Annotated in this window: 20 protein-coding genes and 1 tRNA gene; 2 read left to right on the forward strand and 19 right to left on the reverse strand. The window is 50.7% G+C overall.

Annotation, left to right across the window (positions count from 1 at the left end):
* From QVO99_RS10320 to QVO99_RS10390, 15 genes are all read right to left on the reverse strand, one after another.
* Positions 1 to 207: Lrp/AsnC family transcriptional regulator (locus tag QVO99_RS10320; protein WP_288177194.1), on the reverse strand; the 207-nt coding region annotated here is incomplete at its 3' end.
* A gap of 601 nt (positions 208 to 808) precedes the next feature.
* Positions 809 to 1,603 (reverse strand): thymidylate synthase, encoded by a 795-nt coding sequence (locus QVO99_RS10325; RefSeq protein WP_022317536.1) that lies wholly within the window; start codon positions 1,601 to 1,603, stop codon positions 809 to 811.
* A gap of 27 nt (positions 1,604 to 1,630) precedes the next feature.
* Entirely contained in the window at positions 1,631 to 2,272 is a 642-nt protein-coding gene (locus tag QVO99_RS10330; RefSeq protein WP_022317537.1) for a lactate utilization protein, read from the reverse strand.
* 30 nt (positions 2,273 to 2,302) lie between these two features.
* Positions 2,303 to 3,991, reverse strand: a complete 1,689-nt coding sequence (locus tag QVO99_RS10335) for a glycosyltransferase family 39 protein (protein WP_022317538.1) — start codon at positions 3,989 to 3,991, stop codon at positions 2,303 to 2,305.
* Positions 3,992 to 4,146: 155 nt separating this feature from the next.
* Entirely contained in the window at positions 4,147 to 5,394 is a 1,248-nt protein-coding gene (locus tag QVO99_RS10340; protein ID WP_022317539.1) for a DegT/DnrJ/EryC1/StrS family aminotransferase, read from the reverse strand.
* Positions 5,395 to 5,413: 19 nt separating this feature from the next.
* Entirely contained in the window at positions 5,414 to 6,382 is a 969-nt protein-coding gene (locus QVO99_RS10345) for a GNAT family N-acetyltransferase (protein WP_022317540.1), read from the reverse strand.
* A gap of 5 nt (positions 6,383 to 6,387) precedes the next feature.
* Positions 6,388 to 6,801, reverse strand: coding sequence for a sugar 3,4-ketoisomerase (locus QVO99_RS10350; protein ID WP_022317541.1), 414 nt, complete (start codon positions 6,799 to 6,801; stop codon positions 6,388 to 6,390).
* Positions 6,802 to 6,938: 137 nt separating this feature from the next.
* Positions 6,939 to 8,120 carry a formate-dependent phosphoribosylglycinamide formyltransferase gene (gene purT, locus QVO99_RS10355; protein WP_044073806.1) on the reverse strand — a complete coding sequence of 394 codons (1,182 nt, stop codon included), beginning with the start codon at positions 8,118 to 8,120 and terminating at the stop codon, positions 6,939 to 6,941.
* Between the two features lie 195 nt (positions 8,121 to 8,315).
* Positions 8,316 to 9,464, reverse strand: a complete 1,149-nt coding sequence (rfbB, locus tag QVO99_RS10360) for a dTDP-glucose 4,6-dehydratase (protein ID WP_022317543.1) — start codon at positions 9,462 to 9,464, stop codon at positions 8,316 to 8,318.
* A gap of 156 nt (positions 9,465 to 9,620) precedes the next feature.
* A complete protein-coding gene (locus QVO99_RS10365; protein WP_022317544.1) occupies positions 9,621 to 10,109 on the reverse strand; it encodes a metallophosphoesterase family protein in 489 nt (162 codons plus the stop codon).
* A gap of 10 nt (positions 10,110 to 10,119) precedes the next feature.
* Entirely contained in the window at positions 10,120 to 10,752 is a 633-nt protein-coding gene (locus tag QVO99_RS10370) for an AAA family ATPase (RefSeq protein WP_022317545.1), read from the reverse strand.
* Positions 10,753 to 10,784: 32 nt separating this feature from the next.
* Positions 10,785 to 12,158 carry an MATE family efflux transporter gene (locus QVO99_RS10375; RefSeq protein ID WP_022317546.1) on the reverse strand — a complete coding sequence of 458 codons (1,374 nt, stop codon included), beginning with the start codon at positions 12,156 to 12,158 and terminating at the stop codon, positions 10,785 to 10,787.
* A 162-nt stretch (positions 12,159 to 12,320) separates the two neighbouring features.
* Positions 12,321 to 14,378: a PorE family type IX secretion system protein gene (gene porE / locus QVO99_RS10380; RefSeq protein ID WP_288177205.1), complete on the reverse strand. Its 2,058-nt coding sequence runs from the start codon at positions 14,376 to 14,378 to the stop codon at positions 12,321 to 12,323.
* Positions 14,379 to 14,514: 136 nt separating this feature from the next.
* A complete protein-coding gene (locus tag QVO99_RS10385; protein WP_022317548.1) occupies positions 14,515 to 16,545 on the reverse strand; it encodes a DNA topoisomerase 3 in 2,031 nt (676 codons plus the stop codon).
* A 13-nt stretch (positions 16,546 to 16,558) separates the two neighbouring features.
* Positions 16,559 to 17,068, reverse strand: coding sequence for a flavin reductase family protein (locus QVO99_RS10390; RefSeq protein ID WP_022317549.1), 510 nt, complete (start codon positions 17,066 to 17,068; stop codon positions 16,559 to 16,561).
* 394 nt (positions 17,069 to 17,462) lie between these two features.
* Between QVO99_RS10390 and QVO99_RS10395 the strand changes: the two genes are divergently transcribed.
* Both QVO99_RS10395 and QVO99_RS10400 read left to right on the forward strand, forming a co-directional pair.
* Entirely contained in the window at positions 17,463 to 17,942 is a 480-nt protein-coding gene (locus tag QVO99_RS10395; RefSeq protein WP_022317550.1) for a dihydrofolate reductase, read from the forward strand.
* Positions 17,943 to 18,386: 444 nt separating this feature from the next.
* The gene (locus QVO99_RS10400; RefSeq protein WP_288177198.1) at positions 18,387 to 18,527 is read left to right on the forward strand and encodes a hypothetical protein; all 141 of its coding nucleotides are present in this window, start codon (positions 18,387 to 18,389) and stop codon (positions 18,525 to 18,527) included.
* 310 nt (positions 18,528 to 18,837) lie between these two features.
* Here the strand turns inward: QVO99_RS10400 and QVO99_RS10405 are convergent, their stop codons facing one another.
* The 4 genes from QVO99_RS10405 to QVO99_RS10420 all read right to left on the reverse strand — a co-directional run bounded on the left by QVO99_RS10405 (position 18,838) and on the right by QVO99_RS10420 (position 21,908).
* Positions 18,838 to 19,263, reverse strand: a complete 426-nt coding sequence (locus tag QVO99_RS10405; RefSeq protein ID WP_022317552.1) for an N-acetylmuramoyl-L-alanine amidase — start codon at positions 19,261 to 19,263, stop codon at positions 18,838 to 18,840.
* A gap of 268 nt (positions 19,264 to 19,531) precedes the next feature.
* On the reverse strand, positions 19,532 to 20,095 hold the full coding sequence (locus tag QVO99_RS10410) for a membrane protein (RefSeq protein ID WP_022317553.1): 564 nt from the start codon (positions 20,093 to 20,095) through the stop codon (positions 19,532 to 19,534).
* A gap of 520 nt (positions 20,096 to 20,615) precedes the next feature.
* On the reverse strand, positions 20,616 to 21,545 hold the full coding sequence (gene menA, locus QVO99_RS10415) for a 1,4-dihydroxy-2-naphthoate octaprenyltransferase (protein WP_022317554.1): 930 nt from the start codon (positions 21,543 to 21,545) through the stop codon (positions 20,616 to 20,618).
* A gap of 275 nt (positions 21,546 to 21,820) precedes the next feature.
* Positions 21,821 to 21,908 (reverse strand) — tRNA-Ser (locus QVO99_RS10420).
* Between the last annotated feature and the right edge of the window lie 291 nt (positions 21,909 to 22,199).

The raw sequence follows: 22,199 nt of genomic DNA on the forward strand, positions 1-22,199 counted from the left end.
ACACGTCTCATATCCTATTTTCTCAGGGTCGATGTTGAATTTCGAACCCTTCAGCACGCCTTGGTTGCTGAGTTTCTGAATGCGCTGGTGAATAGCGGCTCCGCTCACGTTGCAGACTCTTGCCACCTCGAGGAACGGCATTCTTGCGTCTTCCGCGATGAGTTTGAGAATCTTCTTGTCCAAAGAATCTAAATTATGATGTGCCATGTTTTGTTATGATGTTTGTGGATAATTGTTATGTTATATTCTTTCGTTTGTTTTCTTGCTCCTTTATGATGTCTTTTCCCGTAACTTCCATGTGGGGATTATTGTACCATAAAACCATCGGTTGACAATGACCGACGCTGTTTGCTAAACCGTGCAAAGATATATTTTTTTGAAGTAACCTGCAATAGTTTGTAATCAGAAAATGCTATTTCCTTTTAATTTTTTATCCCTGTCTGGTAATTCAAAAATAAATCATTCTCCTTCTTCTGATTTCTATCGTGCCCATACGCATATCTGCACTATAATCCAAATTTGTCGTTTTTAGAAAGGGAATGAGCGTTTTTCAAAATATAATTTATAACTTTTGAGCTAAAATTCAAAATGGCAGTTTGAACTTCAGGCGATATTCTATCTGCAAATACTTGCTTGAGCCTGTGGTTGACTATGCAATTATATAAAAAATGGGCAAGACGCGTGCCTAACTGGGGCAAGGTGCTTTCTCAACTGGGGCAAGGTGCTTGCCCTATGTGGGCACGCATGCTGTCCATTTTTTATCTTAAGCCCAAATGAGTGATTTGGGTTCAGTGAAAAGCAGACTGCCCTATACGCTCACCTGTGCTGCGATATGCGGCCATGGGTCGTAGCCTTCGAGCTGGAAGTCCTCGAATCTGAAGCTGAAGAGGTCTTTCACATCCGGGTTCAGCTTCATCTGGGGCAGAGGTCTCGGAGTGCGGGTCAGCTGCAGCCTTGCCTGTTCGATGTGGTTGAGATAGAGGTGAGTGTCGCCGGTGGTATGGATGAAGTCGCCCGGCTCGAGTCCTGTCACCTGTGCCACCATGAGCAGCAGCAGGGCATAAGAGGCGATGTTGAACGGCACTCCGAGGAATGTGTCGGCGCTGCGCTGGTATAGCTGCAGCGAGAGTTTGCCGTCGGCAACATAAAACTGGAAGAAGCAGTGGCAAGGCGGCAGTTTCATGTCGTCGATGTCGGCCACGTTCCATGCGCTCACAATCATCCGTCGGGAGTCAGGAGTGTTTTTTATCTGTTCCACCACCTTCTTTATCTGGTCAATCGGTTCACCGTTGTGTCCCGGCCACGAGCGCCACTGATGTCCGTAGATAGGACCCAGTTCGCCGTTTTCGTCAGCCCATTCGTTCCAGATGCGCACACCGTGGTCTTGCAGGTATTTCACGTTGGTGTCGCCCTGCAGGAACCACAGCAATTCGTATATTATCGACTTGAGGTGTAGCTTCTTTGTGGTGAGCAGCGGGAATCCCTTGCTCATGTCGAAACGCATCTGATTGCCGAAGATGCTTATTGTTCCCGTTCCCGTGCGGTCGGACTTCTTCGTGCCCTCTGTCAGGATGCGGTCGAGGAGGTTCAAGTATTGTTGCATAAGTTCTTATTTCATGTTTTAAAAGTTTCAATATCCCAGTTCTTCGTCCACTATCACTACGATATGTCTGCCTGCGGGATGCGAGTTCCGCATTATCTGTATGTAGTTGCAGATGGAGTCAGGCGATTTGCAGTCGTGACACGTGCCGTCGTGTTTGCATGGCGTGTTGAGGTCGGCGAATCGCATCATGTTTACAGGTGCCGCCAGACTGCGGGCGCGCGATATGGCAGCCTCCAGGTTCTGCGCCACCTTGTTGATGCCCACCACCAGAATCACGTGTTTCGGACCGAATGTTATAGCCGCCACACGGTTGCCGTTGCCGTCGATGTTCACTATCTCGCCGTCTTCCGACATGGCGTTGACGCTCGACAGATAGTAGTCAGCATAGAAGGCGCGGCGGTAGATTTCCTGTGCCGCCTCGCGGTCTGGCGCCAGGTCGCGGTCCCAGATGTCGAGCCCCTCCTTGTTGTGTAGCGCCCTGGTGAGTCCCATGTCGCGGATAGTCATCGATCCGCCCCATGTCACGGAGCTTCCTTCGGGAATCATCCCGGTAATCTTCTCCACAGCCTCTTGTGCCGTGTGGCAGAAGAATGCTTCGTAGTGTCGCTGCTTCAGGTTGCCCACCAGCTTTTCGGCGAGCAATGCGTTTCTCTTTTCCTTTGGTGTCATGATATGCAGAGTTGTTATTATGGATTTTCATCAAGGATGATGCCTGTATGGATCTACGTCGGTGATTTTCGGTCTTTCAGGTCCAGGATAAGGCTTGCTGTAGTATAGCGAATATTTGCCGTCGGTCCATATCTTCTGGTATTTCCTTATGAGCGAGAGTTCCTCCATGATATGCTTGTAGCCATCAGGGAGATTTTCCTCGTCGAGCAGCACGTATGGCAGTTCTTTGGTATGCTTCCATGCCACTTTGATGTAGCGGTCGTTCATGCGGTCGGTGCTGTATACCGTGGAGTACACCGCCCACGGCTTGCAATCCAATATCGAAACGGCAGGCAGCGAGAACGAGCATATCATATAGCTGCCCTGGCGGATGTGGGGTTTCACCTCCCGGATGAGATAGTTATACATGTCGGCGTTCTCCTTTGTGGTGAGGATGCCGCGGGTCAGCTGACTGTCCACGGTGTAGCGGCATGCTATGCGGTTGCCCTCTTCCATCTGCTTGTGGGTGAGGTTGAAGAACAGCAGTCCGGCACCCAGCACCCCTATCATACACATGGCGGCACGTCTCTCCAGCTGTTTCTTCTTGGGCATCAGTTCCTCAAACAATACATACATCACGAGGGGCAGGGTGAGGAAACACGTCTCCTTGCCATAGAACGACGGTTCGGCATTGCTTCCCACCGGCATCACGAATGGCAGGAACAGGCTGATCATCACGAGATGGGCGAGCGGAGGGTATACGCCACGGATGAAGAACACCCCCACGCCGCCTATCAGACATAGAGCCATGGTGATGTTTGAGGGGAAGAACGAGAAGTTCATCATTACGAGAGTGAGCACTATGGCTACAGCAACCAGCGTTATCCTCATTATCCTTCTGGTCTGCTTCATTCCGGCCACGATGATAATCCAGAACAGCATGATGTATTCGGCATTAGCCACCACCTCGGTGTAGAGGTCGTACATGCTGCGCATCACGTAGAGCATGCCGTGGGTGTCGCTCTTGTCGGAGGAGATGCCGGCGATGTCGTTGAAGGTCAGTGCGAACACGTTGTCGAGACCTTGGCAGAGCAGCACGACATATCCCAGCAGTCCGCCGAAGCACATACCGATATAGAAGAATGTTGCGCCGTTTGACGGACTGTGTCCGTTGTTCCATTTCTTGGATATGAGCATGGCGCAGAGAGGGAGACAGATGTATGTGATGTTGACGATGCGGAAATATACCGCCACTCCAGCCAGCACACCGCCCATCATTATTATCCACTGGTTGTCTCTGTCGGCTCCGCCATGATAGCATAGGATGCTGAGCAGGAGCAGCAGGGCAGAATAGTCGTTATAGTTTATCTCCGTGTAGCTGCCGTAGTGGGCAAGCGTGGCGATGAGCATTCCGGTGATGATGCTCCTTGTGGATATGTATTGCCGCAGATATAGATACACCACGGTCTGGGTGACAAGCACATAAACCAGATGCAGCACCCTGAGCCCCAGGAAAGAGTTGATGGAGAATAGTTTGCAGAGAGCCGATGTTACGTCGTAGGTGAGAATCCACTGTCCGAGGAAGTATGAAGCGTATGGGTCGCTCGTGAAATGCTGGTATCCCGACATATACATTCCGATGTCGAGATAGGAGAGACCTTGGAACATCTGCACTCCCAGAAACAGTGCCGCAAAGAGCAGATAGATGGAGAAGGCCTTGTGTGATGACAGATTTATCATGATATGATGGATTAGGGTGTTACAGATATGATATTACTGATATGGTGGATTATAGTGTTACATTTTTTATTTTTTTGCCGCCGGATAAAAAGGCGGGTTGTTTTGTATTGCCACTGAGTGGTATGGTGTATGGCCTTGTCTTGCCGCCGGTGAGGTCAGACACGGAAATCGTTTATCAACCGTATTATTCTCTCCACATCGTCTTCAGTCATGGTCTGGTTGCAGGGCAGACTCAGTTCCTCGTTGTGGATTAGTTCCGTGACGGGCAGTCCGCCGTCGGGCAAAACCAGACAGCCCTTGCAGTCAGCCTTCAGTCCGACAGCATCAGTTGTTATCCCTGCATTATCAGCCTTCATCCCTGCATTATGATTTGTCACCCCTGCATCATCTGCAGATGCCGGCGAGGCATAGCAATTCTGCCGGTGGGGCGGAATGGGGTAGTGTATCATCGTCTGCACGCCGTTGCTGAGTAGATATTCCTGCAGGGCATTGCGCTTTTCGGATAGGATGGGGAAGATGTGGAAGACACTGTTGGAATGGAAATCCGGCGAAGGCACTCTTACCAGAGGATTGTTTATGCCCTCAATCAACCGTAGCGCCACTTGGCGGCGCCGCCCGTTGTCGGTGTCGAGATGGCGCAGCTTCACGTCGAGCACGGCAGCCTGCACCTCGTCTAACCGGGAGTTGCGGCCACAGTGGTCGAACACGTATTTGCGTGACGAACCATAGTTGCCCAGCGACCGTATCATCTCCGCCAGCATGTCGTCGTTGCAGGTTACGGCTCCCGCATCGCCCAACGCTCCGAGATTCTTGCCCGGATAGAAACTGTGGCCTGCGGCATCGCCCAGACCTCCCGTGCGTCTGCCGTAGAGGGGATTGTCGGTGGCAGTCTCCCGATACAGGCATCCGTGAGCTTGGGCATTGTCTTCTATCAGTTTCAGGTGATGCTTGCGGCAGATGTCACCGATGTGGTCGGTATAGGCACATCTGCCGTAGAGATGCACTATCATTATCGCCTTGGTGCGCGGTGTTATGGCTTGTTCTATCAGCGAATCGTCAATCTGCAGAGTGTCGAGGCGCGGTTCCACGAGCACCGCCTTCAGACCATTCTCCGTTATGGCGAGGATGGATGCCACAAAGGTGTTGGCAGGCACTATCACTTCGTCGCCGTCATTCATCACTCCCATTTCTTTGTATGCACGGAATATCAGCGTCAGTGCGTCGAGTCCGTTGCCGCAGCCTATGGCGTGACGGGTGCCGATATATCGGGCATAGTCGTTTTCAAACCGTTCAGTCACCTTGCCGTGCAGATACCATCCGCCAGCCACCACGCCGGCAACTGCCTGCTGTATCTCGTCAGCATGCTGGGCTGTTATGTCTTTTAGGTCTAAGTATTTTATCATGAGAATGAAGTGATGATTATTATTGTTTGCTTTCGAAACTGTATTTCAGCGTCACCCCGCATCCGATGCTCTCCTTGAATTCGCAGAGACCGAAATTTGGCACTCCGCATTCCGTGGATATGCCGATGTCGAGGATGCGCAGTCCGGCGTCGTGGTAATGCTTGAACACGCAGTAGGTGATCATGTTCATGGGGCGCAGGGCGGAATATTCTCTTATGTCACCCCAGTATACCACCTGGGCAATGTTTCTGGAAACCCGGAACACTTGAGCCGCAGCCACGTCGTTGCCGCCATGTTCGAGCACGAAGAAATCGGCGCTTACCACTCTGCTCACCGTCTGCCACACCTGTTCGAGAGTCATTCTGAGCGGAAAGCCGCGTTCCTCCCTGTTGCGGCGGATAACGTTGTAGGCACGCTCCACATCGCTCCTCTTGCCGCTGTCGAGCTTCACGAAGCAGAAGTCCTGCCGCAAGGCACGGTTGAGGTTCTTTTTGGCATTGCGTTCCATGTGGCAGGAGTAGTCGTCCATGCGGCTGAGGTCGAAGTGATAGTTCAGGTCCACCCACCTCGTTGACAGGTGCGAAGACAGGATGTTGGTCCATTTCGACAGCAGCGTAGTGTCGTAGACCAGTGCCGGCGGCGTGATGATGAGTTTCTTTCCCATCCGGCAGGCATAGTCGGCAACCAGTCTTGCAGCCTCGTCCATATAGTCGAGTCTCAGCGTGTCGCGCTGTGTGAATCCGCCGAAAGGAGCAGAGAAAGGCGATGCCAGCGAGTCGGCACGCTCACCGAGGATGATGCCGAAACGCGGTTTTGTATCGCCGATGGAGAGATATCTTATCCGTTCCACCTTCTCTCTGTTCAGTTCGCAGAAGGCAACGCTGTTGTAGACATACTCAGAGGGGTATGTCTTGTCGTATTCTTCAGCCGACAGTTCCTTTATCTCCATACACATAGCCTTATCTTCATACACATTGTGTGATGTCACGTTAATCAGTCTTTTACTCCCTTGTATTTCAGGAATTCCTCGTAGTCGTAGATATAGTCCTCTGGTTCATACACCTCTGATGCAAGCACGAGGCATACGGCTCCAGAAGAGAAATCGTCGAGCGTTCGCCAGATGCCCGTCTCTATCACCAGTCCCTGGTATGGGTGGTTGAGCAGGAAAGTGCGGCGCTCCGTGCCGTCGTCGAGGGTAACAGTGAAGCTGCCGCTGAGAGCTATTATCAGCTGCTTCAGCTTCTTGTGTGCGTGTCCGCCACGGCTTTCGCCTCCCGGCACGTCGTAAACCCAGTATGCCCTCGATATCTTGAACGGTATCTGGTTGTATTCCTCCACCACGGATAGATTTCCGCGGCGGTCCTCAATCTTGGGGATGTCGATAATCTTTGCTTCAGAAACTTTCATTATTGTATGTTTTTTAGTTGACGAGTTGACGAGCAGGCAAGTTTGCAAGCCAGACGATCTGGCAAGGTCCATTTTGTGTTTCTATAGGAAACGGCAGGTTTGCTTAGCGGGTTGTCGGCGGTCAGTCAGGTCCACATCTATTTCTCCATATACGGGTCAGTTCCGAGCACTGTGGCAGCCAGACGCTTAGCCTTGTCGCGGAGCGGAGTAGTATCGTCGTCCTTGTCGCCATAACACAACACTACACCCATGCGTCTGCCCACCAGCTGATGCTGTTTGCCGAAGATGCGCAGACGGGTATAGTCTTCGCTTACGGCGTCGGTCATATTGTATGCCGGTGCGTCGTCGGTTTCCTCCTTGCCGAGAACCACGGCGCTTGCTCCGGCATGCTCCAGATGGATGGCAGGTATTGGCAATCCCATAACGGCACGGAAGTGGAGCTCAAACTCGTTCAGGTTCAGGGTGTGTCCCAAGGTCACCATTCCTGTGTCGTGAGGACGCGGAGAGAGTTCGGAGAATATCACTTCACCCTGTTTCGTAAGGAAGAATTCCACTCCCCAGATGCCGGCGCCGGTGAGAGCCGCAGTGACCTTTGCTGCCATGTCTTCAGCCTTTTTCAGTTCGTCGGCAGGCAGACAGAACGGTTGCCAGCTCTCTCTGTAGTCGCCGCCTTTCTGCACGTGGCCGATAGGAGGGCAGAACAGGGTGGGACCGTTCTTTTGTGTCACGGTGAGCAGCGTGAACTCACTGTCGAAATGTATGAACTCCTCGATGATTATCTCCTTCACGTCGCCTCTGCTGCCTTCCATGGCTGCGTTGAAAGCCATCTCCAGTTCATCGGCGCTATTCACGATGCTTTGTCCGTGGCCAGACGACGACATCAGCGGCTTTACTACGCATGGGAAACCGATTTCCTTTGAGTGAGCCTTCAGTTCATCGAGAGTCTTGGCGTAGAAATACTTCGCCGTGCGCAGTCCCAGTTCTTTGGCTGCCAGATCGCGGATAGCCTTGCGGTTCATGGTGTAGTTCACCGCCTTGGCGCTCGGCACCACTTGTATGCCATTGCTCTCATAGTCGAAGAGTCTCTCAGTGCGTATCGCTTCTATCTCAGGCACGATGATATCCGGTTTGTGTCTGTCCACTACGTTGTCGAGGGCTTTGCCGTCGAGCATGTTGAACACTTCTGCTTCGTCTGCCACCTGCATGGCAGGGGCATTAGGATAGCGGTCGCAGGCTATGACATACTGTCCTGCACGTTTTGCTGCGATTACAAACTCTTTTCCAAGTTCTCCGGATCCTAACAATAGTATCTTCTTCATTTTCTTTATCTTCTTTGGGTTTGTGTGAAATTTTCGGGGATTGTCAGTCATGTCTTTTCCTTTCCCCTTCTTTTGTAGCCGTCTTGCCGTCCGGTTGTTGTGACTGGTCGCCATTATGCGGTGATGTTATGACAGTGCATTGGTTCTTCGTCTTTATGACAGAACGTTTGTCGGTCGTCGTTGTTACCAGTCGGCTTATCTGTTGCCGTACATCTGTTCGTAATATTTCTGGTAGTCGCCGCTTGTCACTTCGGCAATCCAGTCCTGATGTTCGAGGTTCCATTTGATGGTCTTCACGATGCCGTCGGCAAACATCGTTTCCGGATACCATCCCAGTTCCTCCTTTATCTTGGTAGGGTCGATGGCGTAGCGCTGGTCGTGGCCCAGTCTGTCGGCAACGAATGTGATGAGTTCGTCGTTTATCCAGCTGATGTCGATGTCGCCGTTGGCGTCCTTCACCTGTTTCTTCAGTATGTTGCGCAGGTTCTTGTCGGCAGCCATCATGTCGTGGATTGTCTTGATGGTGAGTTTCACAATGTTGATGTTTGTCATCTCGTTGTGGCCGCCCACATTATATACCTCACCTTCGCGTCCCTGGCGCACCACGAGGTCGATTGCCTTGCAGTGGTCTTCAACGTAGAGCCAGTCGCGCACGTTGTCGCCCTTGCCATATACCGGGAGTTTCTTTCCCTCCAGGATGTTGTTGATGATCAGCGGAATGAGCTTTTCAGGGAAGTGGTATGGTCCGTAGTTGTTAGAGCATCTTGTGATAGAGGTCGGCATGTGGTAGGTGTCGTGGTATGCCATCACTATCATGTCGGCACTTGTCTTAGAAGCACTGTAGGGGCTGTGAGGACAGAGAGGCGTCTTCTCGGTGAAGAATCCGTCTTTGCCAAGCGAACCATACACCTCGTCGGTGCTCACCTGATGGTAGCGCTTGCCAGTCTTCCAGGTGGGGTATCCTGTGGCATCCTTTCCCGTCACCCAAGCACGGCGCGCCGCGTCGAGCAGGTTCTGCGTGCCTAAGATGTTTGTTTCGAGGAAGAGCTGCGGGTTCTCGATAGAGCGGTCCACATGGCTCTCGGCAGCGAAGTTCACCACATAGTCTATATCGTATTCAGTGAAGAGCCTGTCGGCAAGTTCGCGGTCGCGGATGTCGCCGCGCACGAAGATGCAACGGTCGTTGTCGATGTCATCCTTTATAGTTCCGAGATTTCCTGCGTATGTAAGCAGGTCGAGCACTATCACCTTTATTTCTTCTTTCTTGTATTTGCGGTGAAGCAGATACTTGATGTAGTTGGCGCCGATAAAACCGGCAGCTCCTGTTACTAAATAGGTTTTCATGTTATGTTTTTTTTGTTGTTTTTTTTTCTTTGAGTGGGCTGGATTTTCTAGTTCTTCTAGACCTTCTAGACCTTCTGGCTTTTCTAGTCTTTCTAGACATTCTAGCTTTTCTAGTTTTTTCTAGATATAGATTATCCGGCTGTGTTTTCAGCCAGTTTATGCCAGAGTTATCACTTCGCAGTCTTTGAATTTGTTGCCGTCGATGGTGAGCCTCACTATGGTGCGCTCCTTGTGCCATCCCTGCAGACCTGCCGCACCGGGATTGATGTGGAGCAGACCGAGCGTCTTGTCGTATTTCACTTTCAGAATATGACTGTGGCCGCTGATGAAAAGTTGAGGCGGCATGGCGTAGATTTGCGAGCGTATGCTGCTGTCGTAGTTGCCGGGATAGCCGCCGATATGCTTCATCAGCACGTCAACGTCTTCGCATTTGAACCTCAGCTTCTCTTTATACATCAGCCTCAGGTCACCGCCGTCGCAGTTGCCGCATACCGCCCTGAAGGTTCTGAATTCAGCAAGTCTCTCAGCCACCTCTGTCGAACCGATGTCGCCGGCATGCCATATTTCGTCGCAGGGCTCGAAATACTTTAGATATTTGTCGTCCCAATATCCGTGGGTGTCGCTTATTATTCCTATCTTTTTCACTTCCTGCCCCTCATCCTATGTGTAGCACCTTCTCGATGAACTCCTTGATATAAGCCTCCGTGCCTTCGATTCCGAGCAGTGAGGTGTTTACACACAAGTCATACGACGAGCTGTCGCCCCATTTCTTTCCCGTATAATAATTATAATATGTGGAACGTGATTTCTCCCCGTTCTTTATAATCTTCAGTGCCTCATCCTCTTGGCATTCCTTGCGCTTGCGGATTTCGCTGATGCGGTCTTCTATTGATGCCGTGATGAAGATGTTCACCACATTCTCGTAGTCTCTGAGCACATAGTCGGCGCATCTGCCCACGAAGACACACGACCCCTCGTCGGCCAATTTGCGTATCGTATCGCTCTGCATCTTGAAGAGTCCCTCTTGCGAGAAGTCGTTGTCGTAGAAGCTGCCGTCGCCAACGAATGGCGTGTGCATGTGAAACAGCGAATGGAAGAAACCCTTCTGTTCGTCGTTCTGCTCGAAGAATTTCTCACAGAATCCACTCTCTTTTGCTGCTATGGTGAGCAGCTCCCTGTCGTAGAACCCACATTTGAAGTCGTCGGCAAGCATCTTGGCTATTATGCGTCCGCCGCTGCCGATCTGTCGTCCCACGTTTATTATAATGTTCTTTTTTATATTATCCATGTCTTCTATGCGTTTTTATATTATCCATGTCTTCAATGCTTTTCGTTTGCCATTGATAAATTATGTTGTTTCTTGAATTTCTTCATGTATGTATACATCATCACCACAGCCACTATCTCCGCTATGGTGTCGGAGATAGGCATCGACCACCACACACCGTCGACTCCCATGAACTTGGGCAGTATGAGCAGCATGGGGAAAAGGAACAGCATCTGTCTCGACAGCGAGAGGAACATGCTTATCTTTGCCTTTCCGATGCTCTGGAAGAAGTTTGTTATCACCATCTGCGATCCCACGAGCATGAATGCCGCCATCATTATCCTCAGTCCGTTTACAGAGAGGTCGATGAGCTGCTGGTCGGTGGTGAAGAGTCGTGCGCAAGGCCCGGGTATCAGTTCAGCCACGAGGAATCCAATCGTTGTGATTACCGTTCCGGCTATTGTGGCGAGGCTGAGCACACGCATCAGTCTGTCGAGCTTCTGCGCTCCGTAGTTGTATCCGGCTATGGGCTGCATACCCTGTGTCAGTCCCATGTTCACCATCACGAAGATGAAGCACACCTTGTTGGCTATGCCGTAGGCACCCACGGCGAGGTCGCCGCTATACATGAGCAGTCCCTTGTTGATGAATATCACCACGATACACGCACACACGTTCATCGAGAACGGTGAGAGTCCGATGGCGAGTATGTTTTTCACGATTGCCTTCTTCAGTCCGTATATTCCGCGTTTCAGATGCAGCAGTTCGTTCTTGTTGCTGAATATGCGCATCTGCCACACCAGTGCCAGCATCTGCGAGAGGATTGTGGCATAGGCTGCACCCTGTATTCCCATGTTCAGTGGATAGATGAATATAGGGTCGAGTATGGTGTTGAGCACCACGGTGAATATCGTGGCATACATTGCCTGGCGGGGTTTCCCGGATGCTCTGAGCACGGCGTTCATTCCGAAATACATGTGGGAGAACACGTTTCCCAGCAACACTATCACCATATAGTCTTTGGCATAGGGCAGAGTCTGTTCGCTTGCACCGAAGAAATAAAGAATAGGGTCGAGAAACAGCAGCGAAACGATGCTGAATGCCAGTCCGATGATGAGGTTCAGCGTCACGGTGTTTCCCAATACCCTCTGTGCCGTGTTGTAGTCTTTCTGTCCGAGTTTCACTGAGATGCACGTTGATGCTCCCACACCTACGCCGGCTCCGAAAGCCGCTCCCAGGTTCATGAACGGGAAGGTGAGTGCCAGTCCGCTGATGGCCATCGGTCCCACTCCCTGTCCGATGAAAATGCTGTCCACCATATTATAAAGCGACGATGCCGTCATCGCGATTATGGCAGGCAGTGAATATTGCATGAGCAGTTTGCCCACAGGCTTGTTGCCTAATTCTAATGTTGCTTTGTTGTTCATTGTCTTCTTTTGATTGTTGTAATGTCATGAAGTCATCCCATGATTCATTCCCGTAATGGGGGAGAACATCATTAAGCTCCAACCGGTCATTATGCCGTCAGATGCAGATGACCCTATTTGGGTCGGACAGCATTCCTTGCTGTTCCGTTGCTTGCTGTCCCGTCATTCAATCAGGAAGATGTCTTCGTTGCCATTGGCGTCTGTGTCGTCTTCTTTCTCTTTAGGCTTCGGCGGATTCTTCAGCTGTCCGTTTTCATCGAACATGCCGTAGGTGGTTCTCAGCACGATGAATTCCGTTCTTCTGTTCAGCTGGTTGCAGATTTCCTGTTTCTCCTTGTCGAGTTTCTTTATGAATTCCTCGGTGAGCACGTCGCCCTCTTTGAGCCATGTGTATTTCTCGGTGAGTTTCTTCCTTATCGTCTTAGGCTTCATCTTGCCGTATCCCACAGGTGTCAGTCTCTTGGCACTCACACCCTTGGCGATGAGATATCTCACCACGCTTTCAGCCCTTCGCTGCGACAGTTTCTTGTTGTAGGCCTCGCTGCCCTTGTAGTCGCAGTGTGCGCTCAGCTCTATCGTCACGTTCGGGTTCTCCTGCAGCAGTTTCACGAGTTCGTCGAGAGCCGTTTCCGATTCCTTGCGCAGCGATGACTTGTCGAAGTCGTAGAAGATGTTGTCGATGAGCACCGGCACACGGATTGATGCCAGCGGGAACTGCAGCACGTGGTCTTCCGACTCCGCAGTGGGCTTGATGCTAATCTCCTCTTTGTGGTTCAGGAATCCCTTGCAGGTGGCGAGCAGCACGTAGTCCACTCCCGGTTCCACCACTTCGGTGAACGATCCGTCGCCTTTCACGCTGAGCTTTTTGTTCGTGCCGTCGTTGCCCACGAGATACACCTGTGCGTCGGGCAGTTCATATCCTTCCATCTCATACACCCATCCCGTGACGGTCTGTATTATCTCCGGTTTCTCAAAGCTGTAGATATGGTCCCAGCCGCGTCCGTCGCCTCTGTTTGACGAGAAGAATCCCCTGTTGTGTGCTCCCTCGAAAGTCATTCCGAAGTCGTCGCCCTGGGAGTTCAGCGGATATCCCGGATGTTCCAGTATGATTTTCTTTCCGCTCTTGTCCGTCTTGGCGATGAAGATGTCGAGACCGCCCAGACCCGGATGTCCGTTGCTTGAGAAATAGAGGTCACCGTTTGGTCGGAATGTAGGAAACATCTCGTCTCCAGCCGTGTTGATGGGCTCGCCCAGATTTTCCACTCCTCCCAGTCCTGCCGCTGTGATTCTCACTCTCCAGATGTCGAGTCCGCCCTTTCCTCCCGGCATGTCGGAAGTGAAGTAGAGCCATTCTCCGTCCGGCGACACTGCGGGGTGGGCGAAGCTCGACAGCGTGTCGCGTGTTATCTCCAGCTTTGTTGCCTTTCCCCATGCTGCGTCAGCACGGTTTGATGTGGCTATCGTGGCATATCTGGGGTAGGAGGGGTCGCTCACGCATTGGGTGAGATACATCACCCTCTGGTCTGGCGAGAAGCAGCATGCACCCTCGTCAAACTCTGTGTTGAGTCCCGATGTGATGGTCTGCGGCCGTCCCCATTTTCCTTTGTCGTCTTTCTGCGAATAGAAGATGTCGCCGTTTTTCGTTCCCGTTATTCCGCTCAGTTCGTCGCCCTCCGCCTCGTTGCGGGTTGAGGTGAAGAACAGCTGTTCATACTGGTCTCCGCAGAACATCGGCGAGAAGTCGGCACGTCGTGAATTGAATATGTCCATCTTCTTCACTATATATCTCGATCCCGCATCCTTTGCAGCCTTTGCCGTGCGTGCCGACTGCAGTCCGTCTTTCGCCAGCTGGTTGTCTGGCATGGAGTCGAGCACCAGGAGGAATTCCTTCTCCGCCTCCTTGTAGTTGGCATCTTTTAGCAGCGCACGTGCGAAATCGAGATGCGTCTGCAGACTGTCGGCGCCGTATCTGATGGCGTTGCGGTAGGCGGCGATAGCCTTTCCGTTGGAGTTTATGCGGTTGTAGCAGTATGCCATGCGCATGGCATAGAGACCCCTTGCCGTCCTGTCCTTGGGTTTCGATTTGGAGTATGCCTGTTTGTATTGGGCCGCAGCGTCGAAGTATTCGCCAAGAGCGAGAAATTTCTCACCCTTCTTGAAGTTGCGGTCGGCGCCACAGGAGACGAGAACAGCCACGAGAACAGCCAATGCCGCCCACATCCTCAATCCCGGATAGTGATGAGGCTGACGGGGCATTGCGTTGTTGTTTGATTTCCTTGATATATTGTTCATGCTTATTCCTTAATAATATAAGAAAAAACTCAAACTTGCCGTTTTTATTGTGCAATCGGCAGCTTTATTGTTCGAAAGGCAGTCTGAAAGAACATCCCTCTTTCCATCTGCTGCATCCGTATGCTGTCTTTCCCTTTATCACCACGCCTTTGCCACACACCGGACATACGTCGCCCGGTTTCACTCCGGTTGCGTCGCCTGGCTTGGCTGCAGACTTCGTTGCCGTCGTAGCTTTAGGTTTGGCTGCAGTTTTCCGCTTGGTCTTCTTTTTCAGGTCCTCTTCAGTGAGAATCGTGACGCGTCGGTTGGAGTTGTCGCTCAACACGTCGTGTACGATGGTGGCAATCTGCTCCTTCAGTTCGCTGATAAACTGAGCCGGGTCGTAAGTCTTGTGCTCTATGTCGCGCAGTTTCTTCTCCCATATTCCCGTCAGCTCACAGCTCTTGAGCAGTTCCTCCTTGATGAGGTCGATGAGTTCGATGCCTGTAGCCGTAGCCACGAGGTTTTTTCTCTCCCTTCGGATATAGTGCCTCTTGAACAGCGTCTCTATGATGCCTGCCCTCGACGATGGTCTGCCGATGCCGTTCTCCTTGAGCGCCGCCCGCAGTTCCTCGTTGTCAACGAACTTTCCTGCCGTTTCCATTGCCCTGAGCAGCGTTGCCTCGGTGTAGTATTTCGGCGGTGTGGTCCATTTCTCCGTCAGCGTAGGCGTGTGTTCTCCGCTCTCACCCTTTTCGAATGCCGGCAGCGTGCGCTCCTCGTCCTGCGGCTTGGCGTCGCCGTCGTCGGCAGTCTGCCTGTCGGCAGCGTCCTTGGCATACACCGCCCTCCATCCCGGATCGAGAATCAGTTTTCCGGTGGCTTTGAATTCTATGCCGTCCACATCGCCCATCACCGTTGTCGTGGCGAACTTGCAGTCTGGATAGAACACGCTGATGAAGCGCCTGGCTATCAGGTCGTAGACGTGGCGTTCCATGTCGGTGAGTCCCTGTGCCGGCACTCCGGTGGGTATTATGGCGTGGTGGTCGGTCACTTTGCTCGTGTCGAACACCTTTTTCGACTTCTTCAGCGGTTTTCCCCTCAGTGCCGTGAGGAGCTGGTCGTAGCCCTTTATGCCGTTCAGTATTCCTCCGCATTTGGGATAGATGTCGTCGCTCAGATATTGTGTGTCCACACGGGGGTATGTAGTCAGCTTGCGCTCATAGAGAGTCTGTATTATCTTCAGCGTCATGTCGGCGCTCATGCCGAATTTGCGGTTGCAGTCCACCTGCAACGAGGTGAGGTCGTAGAGGTGTGGCGGTGCTTCTGTGCCGCGTTTCTTCTGCACGTCGGTTACGGTGAACGGTTTTCCCTCTATCGTGGCAAACGCCTGTTCTCCCTCCTCCTTGGTGGTGAATTTTCCTTTCGTAGCCGTGAACGTGGTGTCGCGGTATATCGTGGCGAGCACCCAGTAAGGCTCCGGTTCAAAGTTGTCAATCTCCTTCTGCCTGTTCACTATCAGCGCCAGCGTTGGTGTCTGCACTCGTCCTATCGACAGCACCTGCCTGTTCTGCCCGTATTTCAGCGTGTACAGGCGGGTGGCGTTCATTCCCAATATCCAGTCGCCGATGGCACGGCTCAGTCCGGCGAGATACAGCGGCTGGTAGTCGTCCTGCGGCTTCAGGTTGCCGAATCCCTCGCGAATCGCCTCGTCGGTCATCGATGATATCCAGAGGCGCTTCACCGGACATTTCGCGTTGGCCTTCTGCATCACCCATCGCTGAATCAGCTCACCCTCCTGTCCGGCGTCGCCGCAGTTTATGATGCCGTCGGCATTCTGCATCAGTTTCTCGATGACAGAGAACTGCTTTGCTATTCCCTTGTCGTCGATGAGCTTTATGCCGAAGCGTTGTGGAATCATGGGCAGCGCCGCCAGGCTCCACCGCTTCCATAGGGCGGTGTAGTCTTCAGGTTCCTTCAGCGTGCACAGGTGTCCGAAGGTCCACGTCACTTGGTATCCGTTGCCCTCCATATATCCGTCGTGTGCGCTGTTGGCTCCGATAATCTTGGCGATGTCCTTTGCCACGCTGGGTTTCTCTGCTATGCAAACTATCATTTGTAGGCTCTGCTTATTTTCTCAGTGCTTCAGTTATTTCCAATACATACACGTCGTGGTATCCGCCGTGCTTTTCGCCATACCATTGCGTCAGCTGCTTGTCAATCATGTTCTCCTCCTTCAGTGTGTCTTTGTATAGCTTGCGGCAGACCAGTGTCAGTCGGGCCTCTTCAAAGGTCACTTCTCCTCCCTCAAGTGTCACCGGTGTGAGTCCAGCCTCGTGTGCCTTGTCGAAGTCTCTTCCCGATTTCGAACCGCAGAAGTTGTATGCCTGGCGTGCCTTCTCGCTGTTGCCCAGAAACTGCAGCGTCAGCGTGTCGTTCTCTTCGATGAACTGGTGGGTGTAGCGTTCCGGACGGATGAAGACCACTGCCACAGGTTTGTTCCATAGCCATCCGAGACATCCCCACGATGCCGTCATCATGTTGAACTTCTCTTCATTGCCCGCCGTCACGAGCATCCATTCCTTGCCTATAGTCTCAAACACGTTGTCGTTGAGATCTCTCATGTCGATTCTTTCCATATTGCTATATTGTTGTCTTGTTTTTGTTCATGCCGGCAGAAAACCTGAGATGCTTGTCGCATCGTTGGGCCGTCATGCCGTGATATTCTTTTTCCGGTTCCGAAAATCCAAGTAGGTTTCTGATGCCGGATTCGGTTCTAATCTGCAAAAATACTCATTATTGGTGAGATTTTGCCACGCTTGGGCGAAAATGTTAGGTATTTGCATTATCTTTAAATAAGATAAGCTGCGGCTCGGCAAAAAAATGAAAGTCTTGCGTCTTTTCATTTTGTTTTGTGCTCGCCTTGCATTATCTTTGCATAAGATAAGCTTCGGTTCGGGATAAGAAAAGAATGGATTCATTTCGTTCTCCTCTCGCCTTGCATTATCTTTGTCTCCCCTAAAATAAAAAAACATGAGAATAAACATCATTGCCGCCGTGGACAGAAACAGGGCGATAGGAAAGGAAAACAAACTGTTGTATTGGTTGCCCAACGATCTGAAGCGCTTCAAGCTCCTCACCACGGGCCACACCATAGTGATGGGTCGCAAGACCTTTGAGTCGCTTCCCAAAGGAGCATTGCCAAACAGACGCAACGTGGTGGTGAGCCGCAGCGTGGCGGAGCTGCCGGGATGCGACGTATACCCTTCGATTGACGAGGCGCTGAAGTCTTGTTCAGCCCAGGAAGACGTATATATCATCGGCGGCGAGAGCGTATACCGGCAGGCATTGCCGTTTGCCGACCGCCTGTGTCTCACCGAGATAGAAGCCGAGACGGAGGGAGCCGACGCCTTCTTCCCCGATTATTCATCATGGCATGAAGCAGCCCGTGAAGCCCATTCTGCCGACGACCGCCATTCGCATGACTATGCTTTCGTAGACTATGTGAAGTGATGCTCTAAGCAGCAGTCAATCCCATCCGGCAGCTAATCCCAACCATCAGTCAATCCCATGACATACGCTCCTTGCGCATTACCTTTGCAACTGGAACAACAACACAACGCATCATAGAAACAAAAGAGGGGAATAATAGGGCAAACTATCGTATAAAAGGATAACACTTTATTGTATATTTGTCAATAAAGTGGTCTTTTTAACGCATAAATGTGCTTGTATTATGATTGTCGTCAATTAAAACGTTAATTTTTGTAGAAAACTATTTGACGATAAGGAATAAATATATACTTTTGTCGTCGGAAAGAAGAAATTGGAAGAATTTAGAAAGAGGAACGAATACTTGTCTATGCAAAAAGTCAGCGATATATGCAGTTCTGACAAAATAAGGTAAGACGCAACGCTTTCAAAAAAGGTGAGTGGACTACTGTCGTCCTGCCGGACGTGGCAAAATACCCTGACGGCGAATACTGGCAGCTCAAGGAATATGACGAAATAGAGAACAAGGTGTACTTCAGCGAAATCTCCGACAGGAAGAACTTGAAGGAGAACACTCCATACGTGTTCAAACCGGCGGCAATGTGAAGAATCTCAAGAGCGGCGTCTACATCATGGGAAAGAAGAAGGTAATTCAGCCTTGACGGCGCACGGCTCCAGGCTCCGCAGAAGGGCGTAAACGTAGTGGTGAAGATGTTTGCCGACGGCAAGACACGCTCCTTCAAGATGATAAAGAGATAGGGACATAATCCAGATACTAACGGACAGAAAAAGAAATCATCCTGCATTGCGATGCGACGATGCCTGTCGCCGCTCGTATGCAGGATGATTCCTTTTAAACCCAATCGGTCATTAGGGTTTGCTTTGGTTTTGGTCTTTTAGAAGAATGGATTTTGATTTAAATCGCCCCATACTCCCTCGTTGCATTGAAACACGGACACGCCTTCTGCCATGCCTTGGGATTGTTGGCGCCCCAGATGTCGCGGTGGCCCATGATGAGGGCGTTGGGGTAACGGCTCCTCAGTTCTATCAGCAGGTGTACGATGGCTGCCTTCTGCTCTATCGTGCGGTTGTCGGTGGGGTGGCCTTTGGCGTCGATGCCGCCTACGTAGGCGATGTTTATCGCCGACTGGTTGTAGCCCCTCACTCCGTTGCTCACCTTCTCCTCGTCGAGCAGCTTCACCATCCTGCCGTCTGGCATCGCCACATAATGATAGCCCGGCGCATGCCATCCGCGGCTCTTGAATTCTGCCAGCAACTGTTCAATACTCGTCTTGCGGCTGCTCGCCGTGCAATGGATAAAAATTCTCTTGATGTTTCTCATGATAATGTTTTGATTATTTGTTTGTGTGATTCTTGTAGTCGTAGGATAAGCTTCATGTTCCTTTCTGATTATCCCGAATCGGTCGTTAGGGCTTGCTTGGATTTTGTTCTTTTAGAAGAGTGGATTTTGTTTGGCTTTTAATGAGTAATAGCGAGCTATTGCGAATTAAAAACAAGCAAAAGACGCCTTATAAAAAGCAAAAGACTGCAAGCGGTATTAAAATAATACATTGAACGGCCTAATGACCGTTTTGGGTTTATCCTTACTGTCATTCTCCATCCAGGTCCTTGTCCCTGTTCTCCTCCTGATTCCTGTACCCCCGATTTTCTTTCGCGTCCTCCTCATGGTTTTCTTTTCTGTTCTCCTTCCGGTTCTCTTTCAGACTCTCCTCCAGCGCCTCGCCCAGTGCGTTGTCCTTTCGCTTCAGAAATCCCGTTGCCAGCCGCATGAGCGAGAACCTGCCGGCATAGCCATGCAGCGCGAGCACGTGGTTCACGATGCTGTCCATCTCCCACACGCAAGCCAGCGACAGTCCTGCTGCCGCCGTGGTGGTGTGGTTGGCGATGCCCAGCGGTTCGAAGATTGCCATTCCCATTATCGCACCGAAAAAGAGATATGCGAAATAGTCTATCAGCTTGTTGCAGGTGCGTCTGCCAGCCCTCGACAGTCTGATGGGCACCTTCCGTTTCTGCGATTCCGACACGCCGAACCACAGGTCGGTCACTATCAGCACCGCTATGCACACAATCATCCATCTCAGGTCTTTCACCACCTGCATCGCCTCCGCCGCCATCGTGGCAGTGGCAGTCATTGTAGTCATTAGTCTCGTCATAATCTATTAAGTGATTCTGGTTATTATATTGAGTAATTCTGGTTATTTGACTACAATATAATAAGGTGGCAACCGAAAAAGTCGATTACCGTCTGTTTCTTGTCCATAATGTATGATAAAGTCGTCAGGCAACGGGACAGCGGTGCCGATTTGTTCCTGATTCGCACTAACGGGCTGTTATAACATAATTATCCCAAAACACTGATTCCTTCTTCAGAAGTACCAAAATCCACTAAAAAACCAACGGACGTTTTGTGTTGAAAACTGATAAGGATTCTGCCCACTTGGGGCAACGTGCTTGCCCCAAGTGGGCAAGCAGCTTACCCACATTGGGCACGCTACTTGCCCCAAAACAGGTATATAATGGTACAGAAATCGGGTGTTTATGTTCTCCTGACTTGTCACTCAAGAAACACTTATTTTATAAGTGATTGATAAACAATATTTTTATCATTGCGTCACCTGATTTTGGGTGACGCAATGACGAAGTCAGGAAAAAGTTGACACAGTCGGCTTGTCATCAGTTGGCAAATACAAGGGCAGCCGATGCAAGCAATCCGAATATAAACATATTGCGTGCCGTCATTCCAAGCACACGGTTAAGCTCGGCACCTTTCCTTATATATCGCATCTCGTTGAACGCCCATGTATGGAATGGCGTGTATATAATTAATAGCGATTGTGTCCATTGTCCGTCGTGCCAATCGAGTAACACAACACCTACAATAGCCAGAATGGTGCCTACAAGTCCGAGCATAAGATACAAAACCAGTCCGCCGCGCTCGCCAATGCGCACAATAAGCGTAAGCTTTCCTGCACGCCTATCGTTCTCGATGTCACGATAGTTGTTCACCACGAGCAATGTGTCAATAATCAGTCCGCAAGCTATCGACATCAATACCACGGCAAACGGAATAGACGTAAGCGCGGTAGGAGGAGCCGTGAGCCAATAGGTCATGCAAACAGGCACAATACCAAAGAATACGAGCACAAGCAAATCGCCAAGTCCGATGTACGAGAACGATATGGTATACAGAAAGCAGAAGACAACGCATGCCAGTCCAACCATTATCATCTCCCAACCACCATAATATACCAGAGGCAGTCCAACGATGCAAGCCAAAAGAGTAGTAACGAATAAACCACTACGCATAGCCGATGCCGTTATCCATCCTTGCGCGCAGGCACGCTTCGGACCAAGACGTTGTTCGTCGTCAGTACCTTTCATAAAGTCGAAGTAGTCGTTAATAAAGTTGGCATCCACCTGCATTATCAAAGCAAACAGCATGCACAACACAGCTGGCACAACCCTTATTCCACACCATCCATACATAGCCACGGCACAGGCAATACCTATCATAACGGGCACGGCAGCACCGGTGAGCGTCTTGGGGCGTGCGGCAAGAATCCAAGCCTTAAGAGAATTAACCCTTACATTTGTTTCATCCATTATATTTGTTTTAATCTGTTATTGGTCTTTTTATCAATTGTTTCTTGCAAATTTAGCCATAATAAACTGATTTTGCAAGTAAATATCTATCTCATTCAATTATGGATACACGAAACGTAAGCCTCGACCTCATGGAGTTTGTCAAGCAAAACATACTGCCAAGGTCCGTCAATTTGCAAAAGCCAATTACAAGAACTTCATTGAAATTAACTTTGATAACGAAAAAAGTCTACAGACCATCGGGCTTCATCGCTTGCCGGTCTGTAGACTTATAGCGGAAAGAGGGGGATTCGAACCCCCGATACGCTTTTGACGTATACACGCTTTCCAGGCGTGCCTCTTCAGCCACTCGAGCACCTTTCCTTTTTTCTTTTTGAGGCTGATGTAGACTCCAATGCGGTATGGAGCCGCTTTTCTGCTGCAAAGGTAATACTTTTGCATGACATAACCGCATTTTGCGTTCACATTTTTCTTCATGCCCCTGCCGTGGATGGAGTGGGAGAGGGCATAAAAGGTTTCCGGAGTATAAGAGGCGGCAGATGATTTCTGACTGCTTTTCAAATATTTTCATGAAAAAACTTGATAATCATATACAAACATCGTATCTTTGCCCTGTATAAACCCTGAACGGCAAAATTACCGTTCGGGGCTGTA

Origin of the sequence: Prevotella sp. CAG:592, assembly GCF_000436015.1 — a bacterium.
GTDB lineage: Bacteria > Bacteroidota > Bacteroidia > Bacteroidales > Bacteroidaceae > Prevotella > Prevotella pectinovora.